Raw genomic sequence first — 22,042 nt, 5'->3', positions numbered from 1 at the left:
CGAAGAATACCCCGGCTCACAAGGAAGAAATCTCGGGCAACGAACGGGACCGGCGCGCGCTGCCTCGGCTTGACGCAATCGGGGCGGCTCACTACATTAATAACCCGCCAGTCATTAACCCTCTCCCATGCCCGCCCCTCGATTCCTCAGCGACAAGCTTTGCGCCGTGCGTACCAAGCGCGAGCGTCGCAAGGAAGCCCGTCCCGGCGAGCTGCTGGAAGCGGCACTCGACCTCTTCGTCGACAAGGGCTTCGCGGCTACCCGCTCGGAAGAAGTCGCCGCCCGGGCCGGCGTCTCCAAGGGCACTCTCTTCCTCTATTTTCCGAGCAAGGAAGAGCTGTTCAAGGCCGTGGTCATCGAGAACCTCGCCGGACGCTTCACCGAGTGGAACAAGGAATTCGACGAATACGAAGGCACCACGGCCGACATGCTGCGCTATTGCATGCGCATCTGGTGGGAGCGGGTCGGCTCGACCAAGGCCTCTGGCCTGACCAAGCTCATGATGAGCGAGGGGCGGAACTTCCCCGAGCTGGCCGAGTTCTACCGGCGCGAAGTGGTGCGGCCCGGTCACGAGCTGCTGCGCCGCATCCTGCAACGTGGCATCGACCGCGGCGAATTCGCGCCGGTCGACGTCGAGCTCGCCATCTACACCGTCATCGCCCCGATGATCTTCCTCATGCTCACGAAGCATGCGGCGGCCATCTGTGTCGACGGCGAAACCGAAATCGACCCCGAGAAATACCTGGCGATCCAGGCCGAGACCGTGCTGCACGGACTTAGCTTGCCGCCGAGAGCGCCTGCATGAAACGAAATCTGAAGTGGGTCATTGCGGCCCTGGTCCTGATCCTGGTCGTCGGCGGCGTGCTGCGCGCCGTCGGTGCGCGCAAGGCGCACCAGGCCGCGATCGCCGCGGGCGACACGGTCAAGGAAACCGTCGTCGAGCTTTCGCCCGCGGACGTGGTGCGCGTCAAGCGCCGCGAGCTTGCGGAAGCGCTGTCGGTGTCGGGCACGCTGAAGGCGGTGGACTCGGCACAGGTCAAGGCCCGCGTGGCGGGCGAACTGATCGGCCTCACGGTGCGCGAAGGCGACAACGTCACCGCCGGACAGGTCATCGCGCGCATCGATCCGATCGAATACCAGTCGCGCGTGCGGCAGGCGCAGGAGCAGGCCGATTCGGCCCGCGCGCAGGCCGAGGTGGCGCAGCGTACCTTCGACAACAACAAGGCGCTCGTCGATCAGGGCTTCATTTCCCGGACGGCGCTGGAGACCTCGCAGTCGAACCTCAATTCCGCGCTGTCCACCCACCGTGCCGCGCTCGCGGCCGTCGAGATGGCGCGCAAGTCCCTCGACGACACGGTGCTGAAGAGCCCCATCACGGGCCAGGTGTCCCAGCGGCTCGCGCAATCGGGCGAGCGCGTGGGCGTCGACACCAAGGTGATCGAAGTGGTCGACCTGAGCCGCATCGAGGTCGAGGCCACGGTCGCCGCGGCCGACTCGGTGGCGGTGCGCGTGGGCCAGCGCGCCACGCTGCAGATCGAAGGCAGCAGCAGCGTCGACCCCAAGAGCGGCGAGCGCAGCGTCGGCGCCACCGTGGTGCGCGTGAACCCAAGCGCGCAGGCGGGCAGCCGCAGCGTGCTGGTCTACCTGCGGCTGGATCGCAGCACCGGCTTCCGCCAGGGCCTGTTCGCACAGGGCACGATCGACGTGGGCCGCACCGAGACCCTCGCGCTGCCCTTGTCCGCGGTGCGCACCGACAAGCCTGCACCCTACGTCCAGCTCGTGATCGACGGACGCATCGTGCACCGCCAGGTCGAGACCGGCCTGCGCGGACTGGCCGAGGGCCAGACCATGATCGCGGTGAGCGGAATCGACGACGGCGCGGTCGCCGTAGCGGGCAGCGTTGGCCCACTGCGCGATGGCACGGCCGTGCGCCTGGCGCCGGTCGCGGCGACCACCGCCCGCACCGCGCCCTGAGCGACGCAGCGCCATGTGGTTCACTCGCGTCAGTCTCAAGAATCCCGTCTTCGCGACGATGCTCATGCTCGCGCTGGTGGTGCTCGGCATGTTCTCGTACCAGCGCCTGCAGGTCGACCAGTTCCCGAACATCGACTTCCCGGTCGTGGTGGTCATCACCGAATACCCCGGTGCCTCGCCCGAAATCGTCGAGAGCGAGGTCACCAAGAAGATCGAGGAAGGCGTCAACTCGATCGCCGGCATCAACGCCCTCACCTCGCGCAGCTATGAAGGCCAGTCGGTCGTCATCATCGAGTTCCAGCTCTATGTCGACGGACGCAAGGCCGCCGACGATGTGCGCGAAAAGGTCGCGGCCGTTCGGCCGCTGTTCCGCGACGAGGTGAAGGAGCCGCGCGTGCTGCGCTTCGACCCGGCATCGCGCGCCGTCTGGTCGGTCGCCGTGCTGCCGGAAGGCGACAAGGACAAGCAGCCCAGCGCCGTCGAACTCACCAACTGGGCGGACCAGGTATTGAAGAAGCGGCTCGAGAACGTGCGCGGCGTCGGTTCCGTCACGCTGGTGGGCGGTACCAAGCGCGAGATCAACATCTACCTCAACCCGCAGGCCATGGAGGCCTTCGGCGTCAGCGCCAGCCAGGTGGTCGAAGCGGTGCGCAGCGAGAACCAGGCGCTGCCGGTCGGCTCGGTGCGCTCGCTCGAACAGGACCGAGTGGTGCAGATCGACGCGCGCATGGAACGACCGGAGGACTTCGGCCGCATCATCGTCACGCGCAAGGGCGGCGCGCCGATCCGCGTCGACCAGGTCGCGACCGTGAGCGACGGCGCGCAGGAGCTCGACAGCCTCGCGCTCTACAACGGCCAGCGCACGCTGCTGCTGTCGGTGCAGAAGGCGCAGGACGAGAACACCATCCAGGTGGTCGACGGACTGCAGAAGGCGATTGCCGAGATCAAGCCGCAACTGCCGCCGGGCGTGCGGCTCGAACCCATCGCCGATGCCTCGCGGCCGATCCGCGTCGCGGTCGAGAACGTGCGGCGCACGCTGATCGAAGGCGCCGTGCTCACGGTGCTGATCGTGTTCCTCTTCCTGAACTCGTGGCGCTCCACCGTCATCACCGGCCTGACCTTGCCGATCGCGCTGATCGGCACCTTCTGGTTCATGGCGATGTTCGGCTTCACGATCAACATGATCACGCTGATGGCGCTGTCGCTGTGCGTGGGCCTGCTGATCGACGACGCGATCGTGGTGCGCGAGAACATCGTGCGCCACGTGCAGATGGGCAAGCGCCCCTACCAGGCTGCTCTCGACGGCACGCAGGAGATCGGCCTCGCAGTGCTGGCGACCACGCTGTCGATCGTCGCGGTGTTCCTGCCGATCGGCTTCATGGAAGGGATCATCGGCAAGTTCTTCCACGAGTTCGGCATCACGATCGTCGCGGCAGTGATGATCTCGATGTTCGTCAGCTTCACGCTCGACCCGATGCTGTCGAGCATCTGGCACGACCCCGCGATCGACACGCACGGCAAGCGCGGGGCGCCCGTCACCTTCTACGACAAGACCATCGGCCGCGTGACCGGCTGGTTCGACCGCGCGACGGAGCGCCTGGCCGAGGGCTACCAGTCCATCCTGCGCTGGGCCTTGGTGCACAAGCTGGCGACGCTGGGCGCGGCGCTGGGCATCTTCATCGCGAGCATCTTCATGGTGCCGCTGCTCGGTACGGAGTTCGTGCCCAAGGCGGACTATTCCGAAACAGCCATCAACTTCTACACACCGGTCGGCTCGTCGCTCGAAGTCACGGAAGCCAAGGCGCGCCAGGTCGAAGCGGTACTGCGCGAGATGCCGGAGGTGCGCTACACGCTCACCACCATCAACACCGGCGACGCGCAGGGCAAGATGTACGCGAGCATCTATGTGCGGCTGGTGGATCGCAAGGCGCGCAAGCGCAGCGTGGACCAGATGTCGACGGTGCTGCGCGAGCGCCTGCGCTCGGTGCCGGGCATCACGGTCACGCACGTGGGCCTTCGCGATTCCGTGGGCGGCAACAAGCCCGTCGAGTTCTCGCTGCAAGGCCCCGACCTGAAGGAACTGGAACGCCTGACCGCAAAGGTGATGGAGGCGATCCGACCGATCCCGGGCCTGGTCGATCTCGATTCGAGCCAGAAGCCGAACAAGCCCACGGTGAGCGTCGTCATCCGCCGCGACGCCGCATCGGACCTCGGCCTCGGCGTGACGCCCATCGCCACCGCCCTGCGCACGCTGGTCGCCGGCACCACCGTCGGCAACTGGCGCGCGCCCGACGACCAGACCTACGACGTCAACGTGCGGCTCGCGCCCGAGGTGCGAAATTCCCCGCAGGACCTCGCGCGGCTGCCCTTCGTCAGCACGGCGGTCGGCGCGAACGCCGACGGATCGAGCCGCATCGTGCGCCTGTCGCAAGTGGCCGAGGTGCGCGAATCCACCGGACCGAACCAGATCAATCGCCGCGCCCTCGCGCGCGAAGTCAGCATCAATGCCAACGTCGACGGGCGCTCGGCGGGCGAAGTCTCGGCCGACATCCGCCAGGCGCTCGCCGGCATCGCGTTCCCGCCCGGCTACGGCTGGCAGTTCAGCGGCTCGACCAAGAACATGCAGGAATCCTTCGGCTATGCCGTGTCCGCATTGGCGCTCGCGATCATCTTCATCTACATGATCCTGGCGAGCCAGTTCAAGAGCTTCCTGCAGCCGCTGGCGCTGATGACGGCATTGCCGCTCACCCTGATCGGCGTCGTGCTGGCGCTGATGTTGTTCGGCTCGACGCTGTCGATGTTCTCGATCATCGGCGTGGTCATGCTGATGGGCCTCGTCACCAAGAACGCGATCCTGCTGGTGGACTTCGCCATTCGTGCGCGCGAGCCCGGCGTGGCCGACGACGGCAGCACGGTACCGGGACTGCCGCGTGCCGAAGCGCTTCTGCTCGCGGCACGCGTGCGGCTGCGGCCCATCCTGATGACGACGCTGGCGATGATCTTCGGCATGGTGCCGTTGGCCTTCGCGATCACCGAAGGCTCGGAGCAGCGCGCACCCATGGGGCAGGCCGTGATCGGTGGCGTGATCACCTCGTCGCTGCTCACGCTGGTGGTCGTGCCGGTCGTCTATTGCTACATGGACGACCTCGCGAACTGGGCACGTCGCCGCTGGAATCGCGCGCCCGCGTCGATCCCTGTCAAAGAACCGACGGAGCCCATGCCTAAAATTGAGGGTTTGTCCTGAGTCCCCCACTAGGAAGAATCACATGAATCCCACGCCTACCCTGGAGCGCCTGCGCTTCAACATGATCGAACAGCAGATCCGCCCCTGGGATGTGCTCGACCTCGAAATCCTGGACCTGCTCAACAACATCCGGCGCGAGGACTACGTGCCCGAGGCCCATCGCGCCCTGGCCTTCTTCGACATGGAGATCCCGCTGGAAGGCGCGACCGCGAAGGAAGCCGGCCAATTCATGCTTTCGCCCAAGGTCGAAGCGCGCATGCTGCAGGACCTGCACATCCAGAAGCAGGAGTCGGTGCTCGAGATCGGGACCGGCTCCGGCTTCATGGCCGCGCTGCTCGCCCACCGCGCCGCCCAGGTGCTGACGCTGGAGATCGACCCCGGGCTGGCCGCTTCCGCCGCCGAGAAGCTGCGCCGCAACGGCGTCATGAACGTCGAGGTGCGCCATGCCGACGGCGCCCAGCCACTGCCCAGCGGCCCGACCTTCGACGTGATCGTGCTGAGCGGCTCGGTCGCGCGCATTCCCCAGGGCCTGCTCGGCTCCCTCAAGCAGGGTGGCCGGCTGGCGGCAGTCGTCGGCGACGAACCGATGATGCGCGCCCACTTCGTCACCCGCACGAGCGAAGGCAAGTGGGAAACCATCCAGCCGTGGGACACCGTGGCACCGCGCTTGCTCAACTTCCCGGCGCCTTCGCGCTTCAACTTCTGATCCACACGATTTCATGATCGATCAAATTCGTCCGGCCGAGCTTGCCGACTGGTTCGCCCGCAATCCGAGCGCCATGCCGGTGGTCCTGGACGTGCGCGAGCCCTGGGAACTGCACACCGCCAGCGTGGTGCCCCAGGGCTTCACCCTGGCGACGATCCCGATGAACGAGCTCCCCGCCCGTGTCGCCGAACTCGATGCCGGCCAGCGCATCGCCTGCCTGTGCCATCACGGTGCACGCAGCCAGCGGGTGGCGGCCTTCCTGGCCCAGAGTGGCTTCGCCGAGGTGGCGAACATCGCCGGTGGCATCGATGCGTGGTCCGCGCAGCACGATCCCTCCATACCAAGGTACTGATGCTCGCCCCCAGGCTTGCCCACTTCGTGTGGCCGCCCACCCCCTGCCGGGGGCAACCCCTACGGCCCGGCGAAGCCGGTTCCGTGGGGTTTCCCGACTTTTGCGGCCGAAGCGCGGTCAATGCGTTGCAACGCTGCTGCTGCTACTGAATTCTTCTAGGACATTTCATGCCCGTTCCCAGGTCTCTTCCTCTTTCGGCAGCGCTCGCGATCGTGTTCGCAACGGCGATTGCGCTGCCGGCTCACGGCCAGAGCCTGATCGAACTCTATGACTCGGCGCGCGGCTATGACGCGACCTATCAGGCGGCGCGCGCGCAATATGACGCGAGTCTGGCGCGGGCGGCGCAGGCAAAGGCAGGCATCCTGCCGGCAGTGGGGCTGTCGGCCAATGCTTCGGCCACGCATCAGGAGCTGTCGACCGACAACCTTTCCGCGACCCGTGGCTTCCCGAACCAGTCCGCCGGCATCAACGCGACACAGCCGCTGTACCGGCCCGCAAACTGGGCCGTCTACGAGCAGAGCAAGCGCCAGGTCGACATCGCCGAGGCCACGCTGACCATCGCCGAGCAGGACCTGGTCGTGCGCGTGAGTCAGGCCTATTTCGACGTGCTCTCCGCGCAGGACAGCCTCGCGCTCGTGCGCGCGCAGAAGATCGCCGTGGCTGAGCAACTCGCATCGGCCAAGCGCAATTTCGAGGTCGGCACGTCCACCATTACCGACACGCGCGAGGCGCAGGCCCGCTACGACCTCGTGATCGCCCAGGAGATCACGGCCGAGAACGACCTGCAGGTCCGGAAGATCGCGCTCGACCAGTTGGTCGGCCGACCGGGCGCGAACCCGACGCCCCTGGCCGCGCCGGTGGTGCTGCCGACGGTGCCGGCCGACATGAACACCTGGGTGCAACAGGCCGAGGACGTGCACCCCGCCATCACGCAGGCGAAGCTCGGCCTCGAGGTGGCCAAGCTCGAAGTGGACAAGGCCCAGGCCGGCCACAAGCCCACGCTCGACGCGCAGCTCGGCTACAACGCCACGAACAACCCGAACGGCACGAGCACCAGCACCAGCACCGGCCGCGTGAACGTGCGGGCCGCGAGCATCGGCGTGGTGTTCAACCTGCCCCTGTTCGCGGGCTTTGCGACCGAGAACCGGGTCAAGGAAACGCTGGCGCTCGAAGAGCAGCAGCGCCAGATCCTCGAATCGACGCGCCGCAACGTCTCCCAGGCCACGCGCACGGCCTATCTCGGGCTGATCTCGGGCGCCGGGCAGGTCAAGGCGCTCGAAGCCGCCGAGTCGTCCAGCCAGAGCGCACTCGACGCCAACCGGCTGGGCTACCAGGTCGGCGTGCGCATCAACATCGACGTGCTCAACTCGCAGAGTCAGCTCTTCCAGACCAAGCGCGACCTCGCGGTTGCGCGCTACAACGTGCTGGTGGGCAACCTCAAGCTGCGCCAGGCCAACGGCACGCTGACGCCGGGCGACCTCACCACCGTCAACGACACGCTGGCGACCAACGGCCGTGCGACCGTCGGCAGCGAGGCTTCGCCGAACCAGCCTTCCGCCGCCACAGTGAGCCCTGTGCCCGTGCCAGCGAATCCGGTCTTCGTGATGCCGCCCGTGACGATGCCGCCTTTCAATCCGCAGCCGCCGACGATGCCCGTGCCGCCCCCGCCGCCGGTGATCGTCGTGCCGCCTACACGCTAGGCCTGCCGGCCCTCGGCGAATCCATCATCTCGTGCACCAGGCGATGCGTCGAAAGTGCGGGCGTTGCTCTCCATGCTCGACGAATTCGAGCCCATGTTCAACATCGTCGAACCCTGATCCGTTGACGGAACGCCACATTCCGCTTGGCGGTAAGTGACGACTCCGGTCGACCCGCGCACAATGGTTCGAACCGCCCGGCATCACAGATCGCCAGGCTTGTCCGAAGGAGGGTTCGGCCATGCGATGTGCGTCTCCGCAAGTGCCCGGCAAGGGCGCTTCAGCCCGGCGGCCCCCCGTCGGGTTGGGGGTGCACGTCGCTCGCGCGTGTACGCGTCTGGCGGCCGTCGCCGTCCTCGGCGCGAGCGGTTCCGGCGTCTTTGCGCAATGCACGCCGGCGCCGATCGGCGCCACGGGCCTCTGCCCCGCCGGCGTCGGTCCTGGCGCCATCGCTGAACCACAAGCCGGCGCCTACCTGGGCGACCAGCGCCTGTCGAGCTTTGTCTTCGTGCACAGTCTTCAGGATCGATGGGGGGATTCCTCGCCCGACAACCCCCGCACCGTGTGGTTCCGCGGGGGTGGCCTGGGGATGGCTTCGGGCAGCCCCGGCGGACTCGATGCGAACAGCAACGCGTGGATGATGCAGGGCGGCGGGGACGTGGCGAAGTTCTCGCTGTTCGGCGGCACCGACCGGCTGCATCTGGGCGCGATGGCCGGCTATGCCGGAGGGAGAACCGATGCGAATGTGCCAGGCGCTCCCTTCCAGGCGCGTGGTGAGACCTCGGGTGGCGGTGCAGGCATGTACGGCACCTGGTACCAGAACGATCGAACCCGGCTTGGCTGGTATGCAGACGTCTGGGGCCAGTACTCGCGGTTCAGCAACCAGGTCCAGCCCGGCTTCCCGGATCGCTCGAACTACGACTCGCAGGTCGGCATGCTGTCGGCCGAGACCGGCTACGCGATTCGATTGGGCGAGGCCAGCAACTGGGTGATCGAGCCGCAGGGCCAGATCATCTATCTGCACAACCGTTCGTCCCCTTCCGCTTCCTATGGGGCGATCGATCCCCTGGGAAGCAGCGTCGAAGGAACGCACAGCGGGTTCGCATCGAGGCTGGGGGTGCGCCTGCGCGGAACCGGAATCCAGGACTTGGGCTGGCGAGTGCGTCCTTATGCGGCGTTCAACTGGTGGTATGACAACACGGGCGAGGAGCTCGTGGCGAACCCGTATTCGATACGCGACCTCTACCCGGGCAGCCGCTACGAACTGAAGGCAGGCGTCAATGTCGATCTCAGGTCGGGCTGGGCAGGCTGGGGTGACCTGGGATGGCAATGGGGCAACCAGAACTACCAGGCGTGGACGGTGCGGGGCGGCATGAAATACGCGTGGTAGTCGTTGCTCGCCCCCAGGCTCGCGCACTTCGTGTCGCTCTCCACCCCCTACCGGGGGCAACACCAGCGGACCGGCGGAGCCGGATCCGCGGTGTTTCGCGAAGGGGCCATGCTTTGCTGGCCGCGCAGTTGGGGCCTGCTATTCCAGGTGGGGTTCGGGGCGTTCTTCGGGGGTGGGGGACGCCTGTTCTGCGATGGTTAGCAGGGCGGTTGCCGTGCGTTCGGCGGCGCCTCGGTTGGCGGATGCGAAAGCGAGGGCGGCTTGGGACATGGCTTCGCGGCGGTCCTGTTTTTCTACCAGTTTCAGGGCGGCGGTGACGGCGTGTTCCATGTCGGCGACTCGCAATGAGGCGCCGGCGGACAGGGAGAGTTCGGCGGCTTCGGCGAAGTTGAAGGTGGAAGGGCCCATGATGACCGGGCAGCCGCAGGCGGCGGCCTCAATCAGGTTCTGGCCGCCCAAGGGTTCGAAGCTGCCGCCCAGCAACGCGACGTCGGCTAGGCCGTAGTAGAGCGCCATTTCGCCGAGGGAATCGCCTAGCCAGATCTCGGCTTCCTTGGGGGCGCCGGCGGCGCTGCGGCGGGCGACGGCGAAGCCGTTGGATTCGACCAGGGCGGCCACTTCGTCGAAGCGCTGGGGATGACGGGGCACGATCATCCATTGCACGTCGTGCACGCGCTTGGCGATCGACTGGATCGCATCCTGCGCGGGCGGCACGGGGGCCAGGGCGCCGAAACGCTTGAGGACGTCGAGGAGTTGCTGTTCCTCGCCGTCGCGTGAGCTGGCGAAGACGACGACGGGGCGCGGCAGTTGGCCACGCAACTTGGTGGCCGTGGCGAGTTGACGGGCGTCGGGGGTGGCGTCGAACTTGAGGTTGCCGAAGACGCCGGCCACCTTGGCGCCCAGCGAGACGAGTCGGTGCGAATCGGCCTCCGTTTGCGCCCACACGGCCGCGAGGGATGAATAGGCGGGGCGCGCGAGCCACGCCAGGCGCTCGGCGCCGGCGAGCGACTTCTCGTTCAGGCGCGCATTGGCGAGCACCAGCGGAATGCCGCGTTCGGCGCAGGCGGCGGTCATCTCGGGCCAGACCTCGGTCTCCATCAGCACGCCGATGCGCGGGCGGAAGCGATCGAGAAAGCGCGCCACCGGCTCCGGCGCGTCCCATGGTTGCCACACCTGGAGGTCGCCGGGTTCGAGCAGCTTGGCACCCTCTTCGCGACCCGTGGCCGTGCCGTTGGTGAGCAGGATCGGGATGCCCGGAAACTGACGGCGCAGCTCCTCGATCAGGATGCCGGCCGCGCGGGCCTCGCCGAGCGATACCGCGTGGATCCAGCACCAGCCCGTGCCGTTGGCAGCTTCGTCGTAGTGACCGAAGCGCTCTTCCACGGCATGCGCATAGCCGGGCTCGGCCGCTGCGCGCCGCCGGAGCTTGCGGCGGACCAGCGGCTGGGCCAGGGTGGTGAAAGCGCCGTAGAGGCGCAGCAGCAACGAACGCACGCTCGATGGATCAGTGGGCGGCTTCGGCCAGGGTGGCGTCCGGCTTGGCGCTCTTGAGCAGCGCGAGCATCTCGCCTTCGATGCGATGGAGCGCGGCCTCGGTCTGGCCCTCGAAGCGCAGCACCAGCACCGGCGTGGTGTTCGACGCGCGGATCAGCCCGAAGCCATCGGGCCAGTCGACGCGCACGCCGTCGATGGTCGACACCTTGGCCGGCGCAGCGAACTTCGCGGTCTTGACGAGCTGGTCGACGACCGTGTGCGGCTCGCCCTCGGCGCATTTGACGTTGAGCTCGGGCGTCGAGAAGCTGGTCGGCAAGGCGTTGAGCACGTCGCTGGCATTCGGGCTCTTGCTCAGGATCTCCAGCAGGCGGCATCCGGCATAGGTGCCGTCGTCGAAGCCGAACCAGCGTTCCTTGAAGAAGATGTGGCCGCTCATCTCGCCGCCCAGCGGCGAATCGATTTCCTTCATCTTGGCCTTGATCAGCGAATGACCGGTCTTGAAGATCAGCGGCTTGCCGCCGGCGGCCTCGATGGCCGGGCCCAGGCGCTGCGAGCACTTCACGTCGAAGACGATGGTGCCGCCCGGCACGCGCGACAGCACGTCCTGCGCGAAGAGCATCATCTGGCGGTCCGGATAGATGTTGGTGCCGTCCTTGGTGACGATGCCCAGCCGGTCGCCGTCGCCGTCGAAGGCCAGGCCCAGTTCGGCGTCGCCCGCCTGCAGCGCCGCGATGAGGTCCTTGAGGTTCTCCGGCTTGCTCGGATCGGGATGATGGTTGGGGAAGTTGCCATCGACCTCGCTGAAGAGTTCGGTGACCTCGCAGCCGATGGCGCGCAGGATCGCCGGGGCCGATGCGCCCGCGATGCCGTTGCCCGAATCGACGACGATCTTCAGCGGGCGTGCCAGCTTGATGTCCCCCACGATGCGCTGCGTGTAGGCCTCGGTCACGTCGACCTTGCGCACGCTGCCGCCGGGTGCGAGTTTGGCGCTGTCGGCTTCCATCACCTTGCGCAGGCCCTGGATCTCGTCGCCGTAGATGGCGCGGCCGGCCAGCACCATCTTGAAGCCGTTGTAGTCCTTGGGGTTGTGGCTGCCGGTGACCTGGATGCCGCTGGTCGCCAGGGTGTGGGCCGCAAAGTAGAGCATGGGGGTGGTCACCGCGCCGACGTCGATGACCTCGATGCCGGTGGCGACCAGGCCCTTGATCAGCGCGTTCACCAATGCGGGGCCCGAAAGCCGCCCGTCGCGCCCCACTGCCACCGACTTCTCCCCGGCCGCACGCGCTGCGCTGCCGAAGGCCTTGCCGAGTGCCTCGGCGACTTCCGCGTCGAGCGTGGTGGGCACCACGCCGCGAATGTCGTAGGCCTTGAAGATCGATGCGCTGAGTTGCATGAAGGCTTCCCCTGAGAAGTTCAAGAAATGAAGACCATTGTAGGCATGGCCTCCCGGGGCCAGATGTCCGGAAATGGCCAATCCTGCTCGTACGCCGCCGTATCATCCTTCCATGTCCCCCGCCCCAGCCGCCACCGCCGGACTCGAGGGCGACGCCTGTTACCTCGCCATGAAAGCGCACGACGCGCGCTTCGACGGCTCGTTCTTCACCGGCGTGACCTCGACCGGCGTCTATTGCCGCCCGGTCTGCCGCGTCAAGCTGCCGCGGCGCGAGAACTGCTGCTTCTTCCGCCATGCGGCACAGGCGGAGGCGGCGGGATTCCGTCCCTGCCTGCGCTGCCGGCCCGAACTGGCGCCCCGGGCTGCGAGCTGGTCGACCGAGGACGCATCGCGCATCCTTGCCTTGCAAGCCGCGCGCCTGATCGACGAACCGGACGCCTGGTCCGAGGACGGCCCCGGCGCGGCCCGCATCGCCGCGCGGCTCGGCGTCAGCGACCGCCACCTGCGCCGCATCTTCGAGACGCAATTCGGCGTCTCGCCCCTCCAGTACCTCCAGACCCGCCGCCTGCTGGCCGCGAAACAGCTCATCGCCGACACGCGCCTGCCGATGACGCAAGTGGCGATGGCGAGCGGCTTCGCGAGTGTCCGCCGCTTCAATGCAGCCTTCCTGACGCACTACGGCCTCAACCCCAGTGCGCTGCGCCGTGCCGGTGCTCCGGCGGGTGACCGCGAGGACGCGGCGGTGAACGTGCGCCTGGGCTACCGCCCTCCGTACGACGGCGATGCCATGCTGGACTTCTTTGCGCGTCGTGCCTTGCGCGGCGTCGAGGTGCTGAGCGACACAGGCGGAACACGACAGTTCGCGCGCACGCTGCGCGTGACGCAAGGCGCACGCACGCTCGAAGGATGGCTGCAGCTTCGCTTCGATCCGCTGCGCGAGCAGGTCCTGCTGCGCGTCTGCGAATCGCTCGCCGCGGTGCTCCCAACCGTGATCAGCCGCGTGCGCGCCATGCTCGATCTCGACGCGGAGCCGATGGCGATCAACAGCGCCCTGCATGCGAGCTTCCCGCTCGGCGACGGATTGCGCGTACCGGGCACGGTCGACGGCTTCGAGCTTGCGGTGCGCGCCGTGCTCGGCCAGCAGATCACCGTGGCCGCGGCGCGCACGCTGGGCGCGCGGCTGGTGCAGGCCTTCGGCGAGCCGATCGTCACGCCGATCGAGGGCCTTGACCGCCTGTTCCCGACACCCGCCGCCATCGCCGCAGCAAGCGGCGACGCGCTCGGGCAGTTGGGCATCGTGCGGCAGCGGCAGGCGGCGCTGCTCGCCGTGGCGCGCGAAGTCCTCGACGGCCGTCTCGCATTGCATGCCGGGGCGGACGTGCCCGCCACCCTCGCCGCGTTGCAGGCCCTGCCGGGCATCGGCGACTGGACGGCGCAATACATCGCGATGCGCGCCCTGCGCTGGCCAGATGCCTTCCCGGCCGGCGATGTCGCGCTGCAGAAAGCGCTCGGCGTGACGACGGCACGCGCCGCGGCCGAGGCTTCGCTCGCGTGGCGGCCCTGGCGCGGCTACGCGGTGCTGCGCGCCTGGCACAGCCCCGCACCTTCACCTTCCAACACGGCCGACGCGACGGCCGCTTCATTCCCAACACCTTCCAGCGTCACAGGTTGACCGCCATGAAATTCAGGAACGCCATCATCTACACCACCCACATCGACAGCCCGCTCGGCGGCATCACGCTCGCAGCGACGGACAAGGGCCTTGCCGGCGTCTGGTTCGACCAGCAACGCCACTGGCCAGACATGACCGGATGGCAGCCCCGTGACGACCATCCGGTACTCCGCGAAGCCGCCGTGCAACTCGGGGACTACTTCACCGGTCGCCGGCAGCATTTCGACCTGCCGCTGGACCTCTCCCATGGCACGGCCTTTCAGCAATCGGTGTGGCAGGCGCTGCTCGCCATCCCGGCGGGCAAGACGACCAGCTACGGCGCGCTCAGCGTCGGTGTCGGCAATCCGGCCGCCGTGCGTGCCGTGGGCGCGGCCGTCGGACGCAATCCGATCAGCGTGATCGTGCCTTGCCATCGCGTGCTGGGTGCCGATGGCTCGCTCACCGGCTATGCGGGCGGGCTCGAACGCAAGACCGCGCTGCTCGAACTGGAAGGCGCACTGTGAGCGAAGGCGAATGCACCGCTGAAATCGCTGCAGCCAAGCCGTCCGCCGCGATACCGAAGCCCAAGGCCGCGCAGCCGGCCAGCCGACGATGGCTGGTAGACCTCTTGCTGCTCGGCATGCTGTGGGGCGCGTCTTTCCTGTTCATGCGCATCGGCGCCGCGGAGTTCGGTGCGCTGCCGACCGCCGCGGTCCGCGTGGGCATCGCGATGGTGTTCCTGTTCCCTCTCCTGCTCTTCCGGGGCCAATGGTCCAGCTTCAGGCAGCACTGGAAGCCAGCGCTGGGCATCGGCGTGCTCAATTCCGGCTTGCCCTTCGCCTTCTTCGCGTTCGCGCTGCTGACCATCAACAGCGGCCTCGCAGCGGTCATCAATGCGACCGTGCCGATGTTCGGCGCGTTGGTCGCGTGGGCGTGGTTCGGCGACCGTCCCGACCGCTCGCGCATCCTCGGGCTGGTGATCGGCTTTGCGGGTGTTGCCATGCTGGCGGGCCGCAGCGCGGGCTTCCATTCGGGCGCCGACGAAAGCGCGGCGCGCTGGGCCATCGCATCCTGTCTCGCGGCATGCGTCTGCTATGCCTTCTCGGCGAGCCTGACGCGCAAGCACCTGGTCGGCGTTCCCGCACTGGCGACCGCGACGGGCAGCCAGATCGGCGCCACGCTCGCGCTCGCGCTGCCGGCCCTCTGGCTCTGGCCCGCGCAGATGCCGAGCCTGCAGGCGTGGCTTGCGCTCATCGCCGTCGGCACCGCCTGCACGGGGCTGGCCTACATCCTGTTCTTCCGCCTGATCGAGGCCGCGGGGCCGGCGCGGGCCTTGACGGTGACCTTCCTGGTGCCGGTGTTCGCCCTGTTCTATGGGGCAGTTTTCCTCCGCGAGGAGATCACGCAGTGGATGCTGATCTGCGCAGTGGTGATCGTCTGCGGCGTTGCGCTATCGACGGGGCTTGTCAGGCTGGGCCGTCGAACCGGAGCTTCCTGAAGCGCCATCGCTCGACGAATCCTGGATCAGCGTGGCCACTACGTTGATCGAGAGCGCCAGCACCAGCATGTTGAAGGCGAAGGACACCACGCCATGCACGAGCGTGATCCGCCGCATGTCGCGCGATGTGACCTGCACGTCCGACACCTGCGAGGTCATGCCGACCACGAAGGAGTAGTAGAGGAAGTCGAAGTAGTCCGGCTCCAGCTTGCCCGGAAAGTCGAGCCCCGGCCCCTGCTCGTCGGGATCGATTTCCGCCTGGTAATAGCGGTGCGCATAGTGGAAGGCGTAGATCGTGTGGATCGTCAGCCACGAACTCGTGAGCGCGGCCAGCCCCAGCGCGATGAGCCCGATGCGCTCCATGCCGCGCAGGTTGGGCACTTGCCGCAGCAGCGTCAGGATCACTCCCACGCTGACGCAGACCGCGACCAGCATGATGACCAGGAGCCAGACCCTGGGCGGGTCCATCGACTGCGCGCGCAAGCGGGTGCCGTCCGCGTCCAGGGTCTCCGCCAGCCACCAGGCGGGCAGCAGGTACACCGCTGCGGCGGTGCACCAGCCCACCAGCCCGCATGGCCCGGGGGCGAGCGGCGTGAAACCCATGCCCAGCCCCACCAGCAGACCGATGACGGCCCCGCACAGGAGCCGCTGGCCCCCTGACATCATGACGAATTGCTTGCGCATGCGGCCCACTGTAGCCTCTCCAACTCTTGCAACTCACCCAACTGATCCGGTCGATTGGCGCGACACTGAGACTGTTCTTTCGCCGTGCGATGGGCGACAGTCATGAAAACCGATGAACCACGCATGAAGACCCCACGCCGTTTGCAGGCCCTGCCGCGATGCGTCGTGGGCGCGTTCGCGCTCGTCGCCTCGACCCTGGTGCCGACCCACGCCGCCCCGCCCGCTCCCGGACATGTCCCCGACACCATCGAGCAGCGCGCCGCAGCCTGCATCGCCTGTCACGGCCGGGAAGGTTCGAGCACCGAGGCCGCCTACTTCCCCCGCCTGTCGGGCAAACCGGCGGCCTATCTCTTCAACCAGCTGCAGAGCTACCGTGACGGCCGTCGCTTCAACTCCGACATGACGCACATGGTGCAGCACCTGTCGGATGCCTACCTCCGCGAGATCGCGGACTACTTCGCGGGCATCGACCTGCCCTATCCGCCCGTGCCGACCACCACCGATGCGACGCCGCAGATGCTCGCGCATGGCAAGGCGCTGGTATTCGAGGGCGACTCGGCGCGCGGCATTCCTGCGTGCGCGCAATGCCATGGCCAGGCGCTGACGGGGGTGCTGCCGGGCATTCCGGGGCTGGTAGGCCTGCCGCGCCTCTACCTGTCGTCGCAACTCGGCGCCTGGGTCACCAGCGACCGCCATGCGCTCGAACCCGACTGCATGGCGCAAGTGGGCCGCAAGCTCACGACAGCCGACATCAACGCGGTGACGAGCTGGCTGGTCCTGCAACCCGTGCCGGCCCATCCCAAGCCGGAGGCCAACCCGCCAAGCCCGGTTCCGATGGCGTGCAGCGCGCTGAACACCCGTTGATCCCGCCATGCGACGCCTGCTCTACCTGCTGACCTTTCTCGCCACCCTCGCCGTGCTGGCGGGACTGGCCGTCATCGCGCTCAACCTGCGCGGCGAAGACAAGCTCCCCGACCCACCCGTCGCATTCAACCCCACGCCCGACCAGATCGAACGCGGCCGCTACCTGGCGCTCGCCGGCAATTGCGCCGGCTGCCACACGGCCCGTGGCGGCGCGCCCTACGCGGGCGGCGTCGGCATCGAAACGCCTTTCGGCACGATCTTCGCCAGCAACCTCACGCCGGACCCCAATGCCGGCATCGGCGGCTGGACCTCCGCGCACTTCTGGCGCGCCCTGCACAACGGGCGGTCGAAGGACGGGCGGCTGCTCTACCCCGCTTTTCCGTATCCGAACTTCACCCGCGTGACGCGCGAGGACTCGGACGCGATCTTCGCGTACCTGCAGAGCATCCCGCCCTCGCCCACGCCGAACCTCCCGCACGACCTGCGCTTTCCCTACGACACGCAACCGGCGCTGGCCGTGTGGCGGGCGCTCTCCTTCACGCCGGGCACCTACGTCCCCGACCCGGCGAAGCCGGCCGAATGGAACCGCGGCGCCTACCTCGTCGATGGCCTCGGGCATTGCATCGCCTGCCACGGCACGCGCAACGCGCTCGGCGCCACACAGGAGAAGCTCGGCCTGTCGGGCGGACTCATCGCGGTGGAGAACTGGTATGCGCCGTCGCTCACCTCGAAGCGCGAGGCAGGTGTCGCCGACTGGGACCCGAAGGACGTGGCCGAACTGCTCAAGAACGGCCGCTCGGCGCGCGGTTCGGTGATGGGGCCGATGGCGGACGTCGTGTTCGGCAGCACGCAGCATCTGGACGACGCCGACTTGCGCGCCATGGGCGTGTACCTGAAGACCTTGCCGAACACCGCGTCCGCCGCGCCGGCTTCGACGTCCACGACATCGCGCCGCGATCCGCGCGTCATGGAGCGCGGCGGACGGATCTTCGACCAGCGGTGCGCCTATTGCCACGGCGATCAGGGGCAAGGTGCCGAAGGCGCCTACCCGCCGCTCGCGGGCAATCGCGCGGTGCTGATGGACTCGGCCGTGAACCTGATCCAGATCGTTCGCCATGGCGGCTTCCTGCCTTCCACCGGCGGCAATCCGCGGCCCTATGGCATGCCGCCTTTCCGCTACGTGCTCGACGACACCGATGTCGCGGCCGTGCTGACCTACGTGCGCGGCTCCTGGGGCAACGATGCGCCGCCGGTCACGCCGCGTGACATGCTGCGCCGCTGAGTGCGGCCCTCAGAACGATCCCGGCGGCGCCTTTGCGGTGCGCTGGGCGCGCCGGATGGGCGCCAGCATGCGCGCCAGCGTCGAGCGTGCCGATCCGACGAGTTCGCCGATGGGCGCCTTGAAGGTGTCCGCCGACAGCGATTCTCCCGGCGGCACGGGCGACAGGCCGCACTTGCGCAATACGCGGTTGAGCTGGTGCACGCGCGCCACCCTGCGCGTGACCGAGGTGTAGAAGTTCACGCCGATCGAGATCGCCACCCCGTCCCCGGGCGAAGTCCAGTCGCGATCCGAGCGCGTCATGTGCGGCGAAGTGCTCGGGAAGTACACGCCATCGCCCGGGCGCGTTTCGAACTCGTGGCTGCGCGCCTTGAATTCTTCCTTCAGGCGGACCCTGCGCAGCGAGTGCGCGACGATGAAGTCCTCCACCGCGTCGGCGGGCACGACGACCCGGTCCGTGTGGTCCCAGACGTTCATGACCTTCCGCCCGCGCAACTGGAGCCAGAAGTTGTTCTCGCGGTCGATGTGGAAGGGGGTGACCGACGGCGGCGCCGAGATGAAGATGAAGCCGGTCACCATGAAGATGTCGGGCTGCTCGCGCTCGATGGTCTCGCGCACGTTGTCCAGAATGTTGTTGAGCAGGGCCTGGTAGCGCGGAATGGCTTCGACGTTGTAGAGCGCGATCCACGATCCCGGCTCCTCGATGCGTCGGAAGACCTCCTCGATGCTGCGCCCGTCCGGGTGCTGGCTGTCGTGCGCGAAGCCCGAAGCCTGCGTGAGGCCCGGCCGGACGAAGCGGCATTGCTTCATCGGCGAGAGCTCCCTGGCCAGCGCTTCGAGCTCTGGCAACTGGAACAGCGGATGCTCGTGATAGTTGTGATGGAGCCGACCCACCTTGTGCGTCGTGAAACCAGCCGGGTCGTCCACCCAGAGCCGGCAATTCGACGTCAAGGCCGCCATCCGCTCGATGTCGCTAGCGCCCATGATTCCTCCAGGAACTGTGCAAAAAGCATAGCGGAAGTAACACCAAATTACTATTAACTGGCGGGATATGGCGAAAGTAGGTGTCTGCCCTGTCCCTTGACCCTCCCATGATGTCAAGGTTGATACTCCTTTCATCCGCCGCATCTGCGGCTCGAAGAACAGGAGATTTCGAATGAACAGCAGCCTGGCGCTGTCACCCGGCGCGAGCGACCTGAAGGAATGGTCGCTTCCGATCGAAGGCATGACCTGCGCGTCGTGCGTGGCACGGGTGGAACGGTCGCTCAACGGCGTCCCGGGCGTGACGGAGGCGAGCGTCAACCTCGCCACCGAAGCGGCCAGCGTCCAGACCGATGGGTCGGTGTCGCTGGGCACCTTGCGCGCCGCCATCGAGAAGGCCGGCTACACCGTCGGCGAAACAGCGCCGCCGCCCGAAAGCGCCGGAACCTCCGGCGCGCCGGCCGCAAGACCGCGCAAGCGCAACGACGCCTGGCCCGTCATCGCCGCCGCCATCCTCTCCGCGCCGCTGGTGTTGCCTATGGTCGGGCTGCTATTCGGCGAGGAATGGATGCTCGACAGCTGGCTGCAACTCGCGCTCGCGACGCCCGTCCAGTTCTGGCTGGGCGCGCGCTTCTATCGCGCCGGCTGGAAAGCCCTCAAGGCCCGCGCCGGCAACATGGACCTGCTCGTCGCCCTCGGCACGACGGCGGCCTATGGACTCAGTGTCTACCTGCTCTTCAAACACGCAGGCCACGGCGGCATGCCGCACCTGTACTTCGAAGCGTCGGCCGTGGTCATCACGCTCGTGCTGCTGGGAAAGTGGCTCGAGACGCGGGCCAAGCGGCAGACCACCGAAGCCATCCGCGCATTGAACGCGCTGCGGCCTGATCGCGCCCGGGTTCGCCGCGACGGCATCGACCATGACCTTCCCCTGGCGCAAGTCGGGATCGGCGACCTCGTCGTCGTCCGGCCGGGCGAACGCATGCCGGTGGATGCCCTGGTCATCGAGGGTGCGAGCGAACTGGACGAGTCGCTGATCACCGGCGAAAGCCTGCCTGTCACCAAGCAGGTGGGCGACGCCGTCACCGGCGGCTCCGTCAACGGCCAGGGCCTGCTGGTGGTTCGCACCACCGCCGTGGGCGCGGAATCGACGCTGGCGCGCATAGTGCGGCTGGTGGAATCCGCGCAGGCAAAGAAGGCGCCGATCCAGCGCCTCGTGGACCAGGTCAGCAATGTGTTCGTGCCGGTGGTCATCGGCATCGCGTTGCTGACCTTCCTGGGCTGGGGCCTCGTCACGGGCAACTGGGAAACGGCCATCCTCAACGCCGTCGCCGTCCTCGTGATCGCCTGCCCCTGCGCATTGGGTCTTGCGACGCCGACCGCGATCATGGCCGGCACAGGTGTCGCCGCGCGCCACGGCGTGCTGATCAAGGACGCGGAAGCGCTCGAAGTGGCGCACAGCATCCGTGTCGTCGCCTTCGACAAGACGGGCACCTTGACCGAAGGCCGCCCGGAACTGGTCGCGTTCGAAGCCGTGGATGGCGATACCAGTGCCCTGCTTCGCGCCAGTGCCGCGATCCAATCGGGCAGCGAGCACCCCCTCGCGCGCGCTGTGCTCACTGCGGCAAGGAATGCGGCAGTCGATGTTCCACGCGCTGGCGCGGTGCGCGCCGTCGCGGGACGCGGCATGTCGGCGACCGTCGACGGCCGCGAACTCCGGCTGGGCAGCACCCGCTACATGCGAGAACTTTCGGTGCCGCTCGGCAAGCTCGATGCGCGCGCGACGCTGTTGCAGTCGGAAGGCCGTACCGTCTCGTGGCTGGCGGACGTTACGGCGCGCCCCACGCTCATCGGCCTGCTCGCCTTCGGCGATACGCCCAAGGCGAGCGCGGCCGAGGCCATCCGCCGGTTGCATGCGCAAGGGATTCGCACGGCGCTGGTCTCCGGCGACAACCGCGGCAGCGCGGAAGCGATCGCGCGCCTGCTGAAGATCGACACCGTTCGCGCAGAGGTGCTGCCGGAGGACAAGGCGACGATCATCGCGCAGCTGAAGGCGGGCGGCGAGCGCGTCGCCATGGTCGGCGACGGCATCAACGACGCGCCGGCACTGGCCGCGGCCGATGTCGGTATCGCGATGTCCACCGGCACCGATGTCGCCATGCACGCGGCCGGCATCACGCTCATGCGCGGCGATCCGGCGCTCGTCAGCGACGCCATCGACATCTCGCGCCGCACCTACGCCAAGATCCGGCAGAACCTGTTCTGGGCCTTCGCATACAACGTGGTCGGCATCCCGCTGGCCGCCTTCGGCATGCTGAGCCCCGTGATCGCTGGTGCAGCGATGGCGTTCAGCAGTGTGAGTGTGGTGAGCAACGCGCTGCTGCTGCGGCGCTGGAAGGGAAATGCGCAATGAGCGAAGCCGGGGCAGGAATGGAACCCTTCAACATCGGCGAAGCCGCAGCCCGATCGGGCGTGTCGGCCAAGATGGTTCGGCATTACGAATCTCTCGGCCTGATTCCCGACATCGGCCGTACGGATGCGGGCTACCGCCAGTACACCGAGAACAACGTGCACACGCTGCGCTTCATCCGCCGTGCACGGGACCTGGGCTTCAGCATGGCCGAGATCGCGGAACTGCTGAAGCTGTGGCAGAACAAGCAACGTGCCAGTGCGGACGTCAAGCGCATCGCCCTCGCGCACGCCGAGGACCTGCATCGCCGCATCGAGGAAATGACCGCGATGAAGCGCACGCTGGAGCAGCTCGCGCATTGCTGCCACGGCGATCACCGCCCGGACTGCCCCATCCTCGACGAGCTCGAAAGATAGGGCGAACCT

Annotated in this window: 18 protein-coding genes and 1 pseudogene; 15 read left to right on the top strand and 4 right to left on the bottom strand. The window is 67.7% G+C overall.

The window, feature by feature from the left end:
- Positions 1–127 precede the first annotated feature (127 nt).
- The 8 genes and pseudogenes from AC1D3B_RS17655 to AC1D3B_RS17620 all read left to right on the top strand — a co-directional run bounded on the left by AC1D3B_RS17655 (position 128) and on the right by AC1D3B_RS17620 (position 9,363).
- Positions 128–805, top strand: coding sequence for a TetR/AcrR family transcriptional regulator (locus AC1D3B_RS17655; protein ID WP_478191954.1), 678 nt, complete (start codon positions 128–130; stop codon positions 803–805).
- Positions 802–1,974, top strand: coding sequence for an efflux RND transporter periplasmic adaptor subunit (locus tag AC1D3B_RS17650; RefSeq protein WP_478191953.1), 1,173 nt, complete (start codon positions 802–804; stop codon positions 1,972–1,974). The genes AC1D3B_RS17655 and AC1D3B_RS17650 overlap by 4 nt, the downstream gene beginning before the upstream one ends.
- Before the next feature lie 13 nt (positions 1,975–1,987).
- Positions 1,988–5,218, top strand: coding sequence for an efflux RND transporter permease subunit (locus AC1D3B_RS17645; RefSeq protein WP_478191952.1), 3,231 nt, complete (start codon positions 1,988–1,990; stop codon positions 5,216–5,218).
- Positions 5,219–5,240: 22 nt separating this feature from the next.
- Positions 5,241–5,924, top strand: coding sequence for a protein-L-isoaspartate O-methyltransferase family protein (locus tag AC1D3B_RS17640; RefSeq protein ID WP_478191951.1), 684 nt, complete (start codon positions 5,241–5,243; stop codon positions 5,922–5,924).
- Positions 5,925–5,937: 13 nt separating this feature from the next.
- The gene (locus tag AC1D3B_RS17635; protein ID WP_478191950.1) at positions 5,938–6,276 is read left to right on the top strand and encodes a rhodanese-like domain-containing protein; all 339 of its coding nucleotides are present in this window, start codon (positions 5,938–5,940) and stop codon (positions 6,274–6,276) included.
- Positions 6,277–6,443: 167 nt separating this feature from the next.
- Positions 6,444–7,976 carry a TolC family outer membrane protein gene (locus tag AC1D3B_RS17630; RefSeq protein ID WP_478191949.1) on the top strand — a complete coding sequence of 511 codons (1,533 nt, stop codon included), beginning with the start codon at positions 6,444–6,446 and terminating at the stop codon, positions 7,974–7,976.
- A gap of 48 nt (positions 7,977–8,024) precedes the next feature.
- A pseudogene (locus tag AC1D3B_RS17625) lies at positions 8,025–8,093 on the top strand (hypothetical protein); the annotation flags it as partial.
- Positions 8,094–8,214: 121 nt separating this feature from the next.
- On the top strand, positions 8,215–9,363 hold the full coding sequence (locus AC1D3B_RS17620; protein ID WP_478191948.1) for an autotransporter outer membrane beta-barrel domain-containing protein: 1,149 nt from the start codon (positions 8,215–8,217) through the stop codon (positions 9,361–9,363).
- A 138-nt stretch (positions 9,364–9,501) separates the two neighbouring features.
- Here the strand turns inward: AC1D3B_RS17620 and AC1D3B_RS17615 are convergent, their stop codons facing one another.
- Both AC1D3B_RS17615 and AC1D3B_RS17610 read right to left on the bottom strand, forming a co-directional pair.
- Positions 9,502–10,857 (bottom strand): 3-deoxy-D-manno-octulosonic acid transferase, encoded by a 1,356-nt coding sequence (locus AC1D3B_RS17615; RefSeq protein WP_478191947.1) that lies wholly within the window; start codon positions 10,855–10,857, stop codon positions 9,502–9,504.
- Between the two features lie 10 nt (positions 10,858–10,867).
- The gene (locus AC1D3B_RS17610; protein ID WP_478191946.1) at positions 10,868–12,250 is read right to left on the bottom strand and encodes a phosphomannomutase/phosphoglucomutase; all 1,383 of its coding nucleotides are present in this window, start codon (positions 12,248–12,250) and stop codon (positions 10,868–10,870) included.
- Between the two features lie 112 nt (positions 12,251–12,362).
- Here AC1D3B_RS17610 and AC1D3B_RS17605 point away from each other — a divergent pair, with 112 nt between their 5' ends.
- The 3 genes from AC1D3B_RS17605 to AC1D3B_RS17595 are packed head-to-tail and all read left to right on the top strand — an operon-like array spanning position 12,363 to position 15,399.
- On the top strand, positions 12,363–13,922 hold the full coding sequence (locus tag AC1D3B_RS17605) for a DNA-3-methyladenine glycosylase 2 family protein (protein ID WP_478191945.1): 1,560 nt from the start codon (positions 12,363–12,365) through the stop codon (positions 13,920–13,922).
- Positions 13,923–13,927: 5 nt separating this feature from the next.
- Positions 13,928–14,425 (top strand): methylated-DNA--[protein]-cysteine S-methyltransferase, encoded by a 498-nt coding sequence (locus tag AC1D3B_RS17600; protein ID WP_478191944.1) that lies wholly within the window; start codon positions 13,928–13,930, stop codon positions 14,423–14,425.
- A complete protein-coding gene (locus tag AC1D3B_RS17595) occupies positions 14,422–15,399 on the top strand; it encodes a DMT family transporter (protein WP_478191943.1) in 978 nt (325 codons plus the stop codon). Before AC1D3B_RS17600 ends, AC1D3B_RS17595 begins: the two co-directional genes overlap by 4 nt.
- On the opposite strand, the gene AC1D3B_RS17590 is transcribed toward AC1D3B_RS17595, so the two are convergent.
- Entirely contained in the window at positions 15,352–16,083 is a 732-nt protein-coding gene (locus tag AC1D3B_RS17590) for a DUF1345 domain-containing protein (protein ID WP_478191942.1), read from the bottom strand. The genes AC1D3B_RS17595 and AC1D3B_RS17590 overlap by 48 nt on opposite strands.
- 123 nt (positions 16,084–16,206) lie before the next feature.
- Here AC1D3B_RS17590 and AC1D3B_RS17585 point away from each other — a divergent pair, with 123 nt between their 5' ends.
- Together AC1D3B_RS17585 and AC1D3B_RS17580 are read left to right on the top strand one after the other, a co-directional pair.
- The gene (locus AC1D3B_RS17585) at positions 16,207–16,947 is read left to right on the top strand and encodes a c-type cytochrome (RefSeq protein WP_478191941.1); all 741 of its coding nucleotides are present in this window, start codon (positions 16,207–16,209) and stop codon (positions 16,945–16,947) included.
- 7 nt (positions 16,948–16,954) lie between these two features.
- Positions 16,955–18,229: a c-type cytochrome gene (locus AC1D3B_RS17580; protein ID WP_478191940.1), complete on the top strand. Its 1,275-nt coding sequence runs from the start codon at positions 16,955–16,957 to the stop codon at positions 18,227–18,229.
- Positions 18,230–18,238: 9 nt separating this feature from the next.
- On the opposite strand, the gene AC1D3B_RS17575 is transcribed toward AC1D3B_RS17580, so the two are convergent.
- Complete coding sequence (locus tag AC1D3B_RS17575; RefSeq protein WP_478191939.1) at positions 18,239–19,210, bottom strand: JmjC domain-containing protein; 972 nt, start codon at positions 19,208–19,210, stop codon at positions 18,239–18,241.
- Between the two features lie 172 nt (positions 19,211–19,382).
- Between AC1D3B_RS17575 and AC1D3B_RS17570 the strand changes: the two genes are divergently transcribed.
- Positions 19,383–21,620 (top strand): heavy metal translocating P-type ATPase, encoded by a 2,238-nt coding sequence (locus AC1D3B_RS17570; protein ID WP_478191938.1) that lies wholly within the window; start codon positions 19,383–19,385, stop codon positions 21,618–21,620.
- Entirely contained in the window at positions 21,617–22,033 is a 417-nt protein-coding gene (cueR, locus tag AC1D3B_RS17565) for a Cu(I)-responsive transcriptional regulator (RefSeq protein WP_478191937.1), read from the top strand. Before AC1D3B_RS17570 ends, cueR begins: the two co-directional genes overlap by 4 nt.
- Positions 22,034–22,042 lie beyond the last annotated feature (9 nt).

This window comes from Variovorax sp. P5_A3, assembly GCF_056400665.1.
This window is presented reverse-complemented; position numbering and strand designations above follow the sequence as displayed.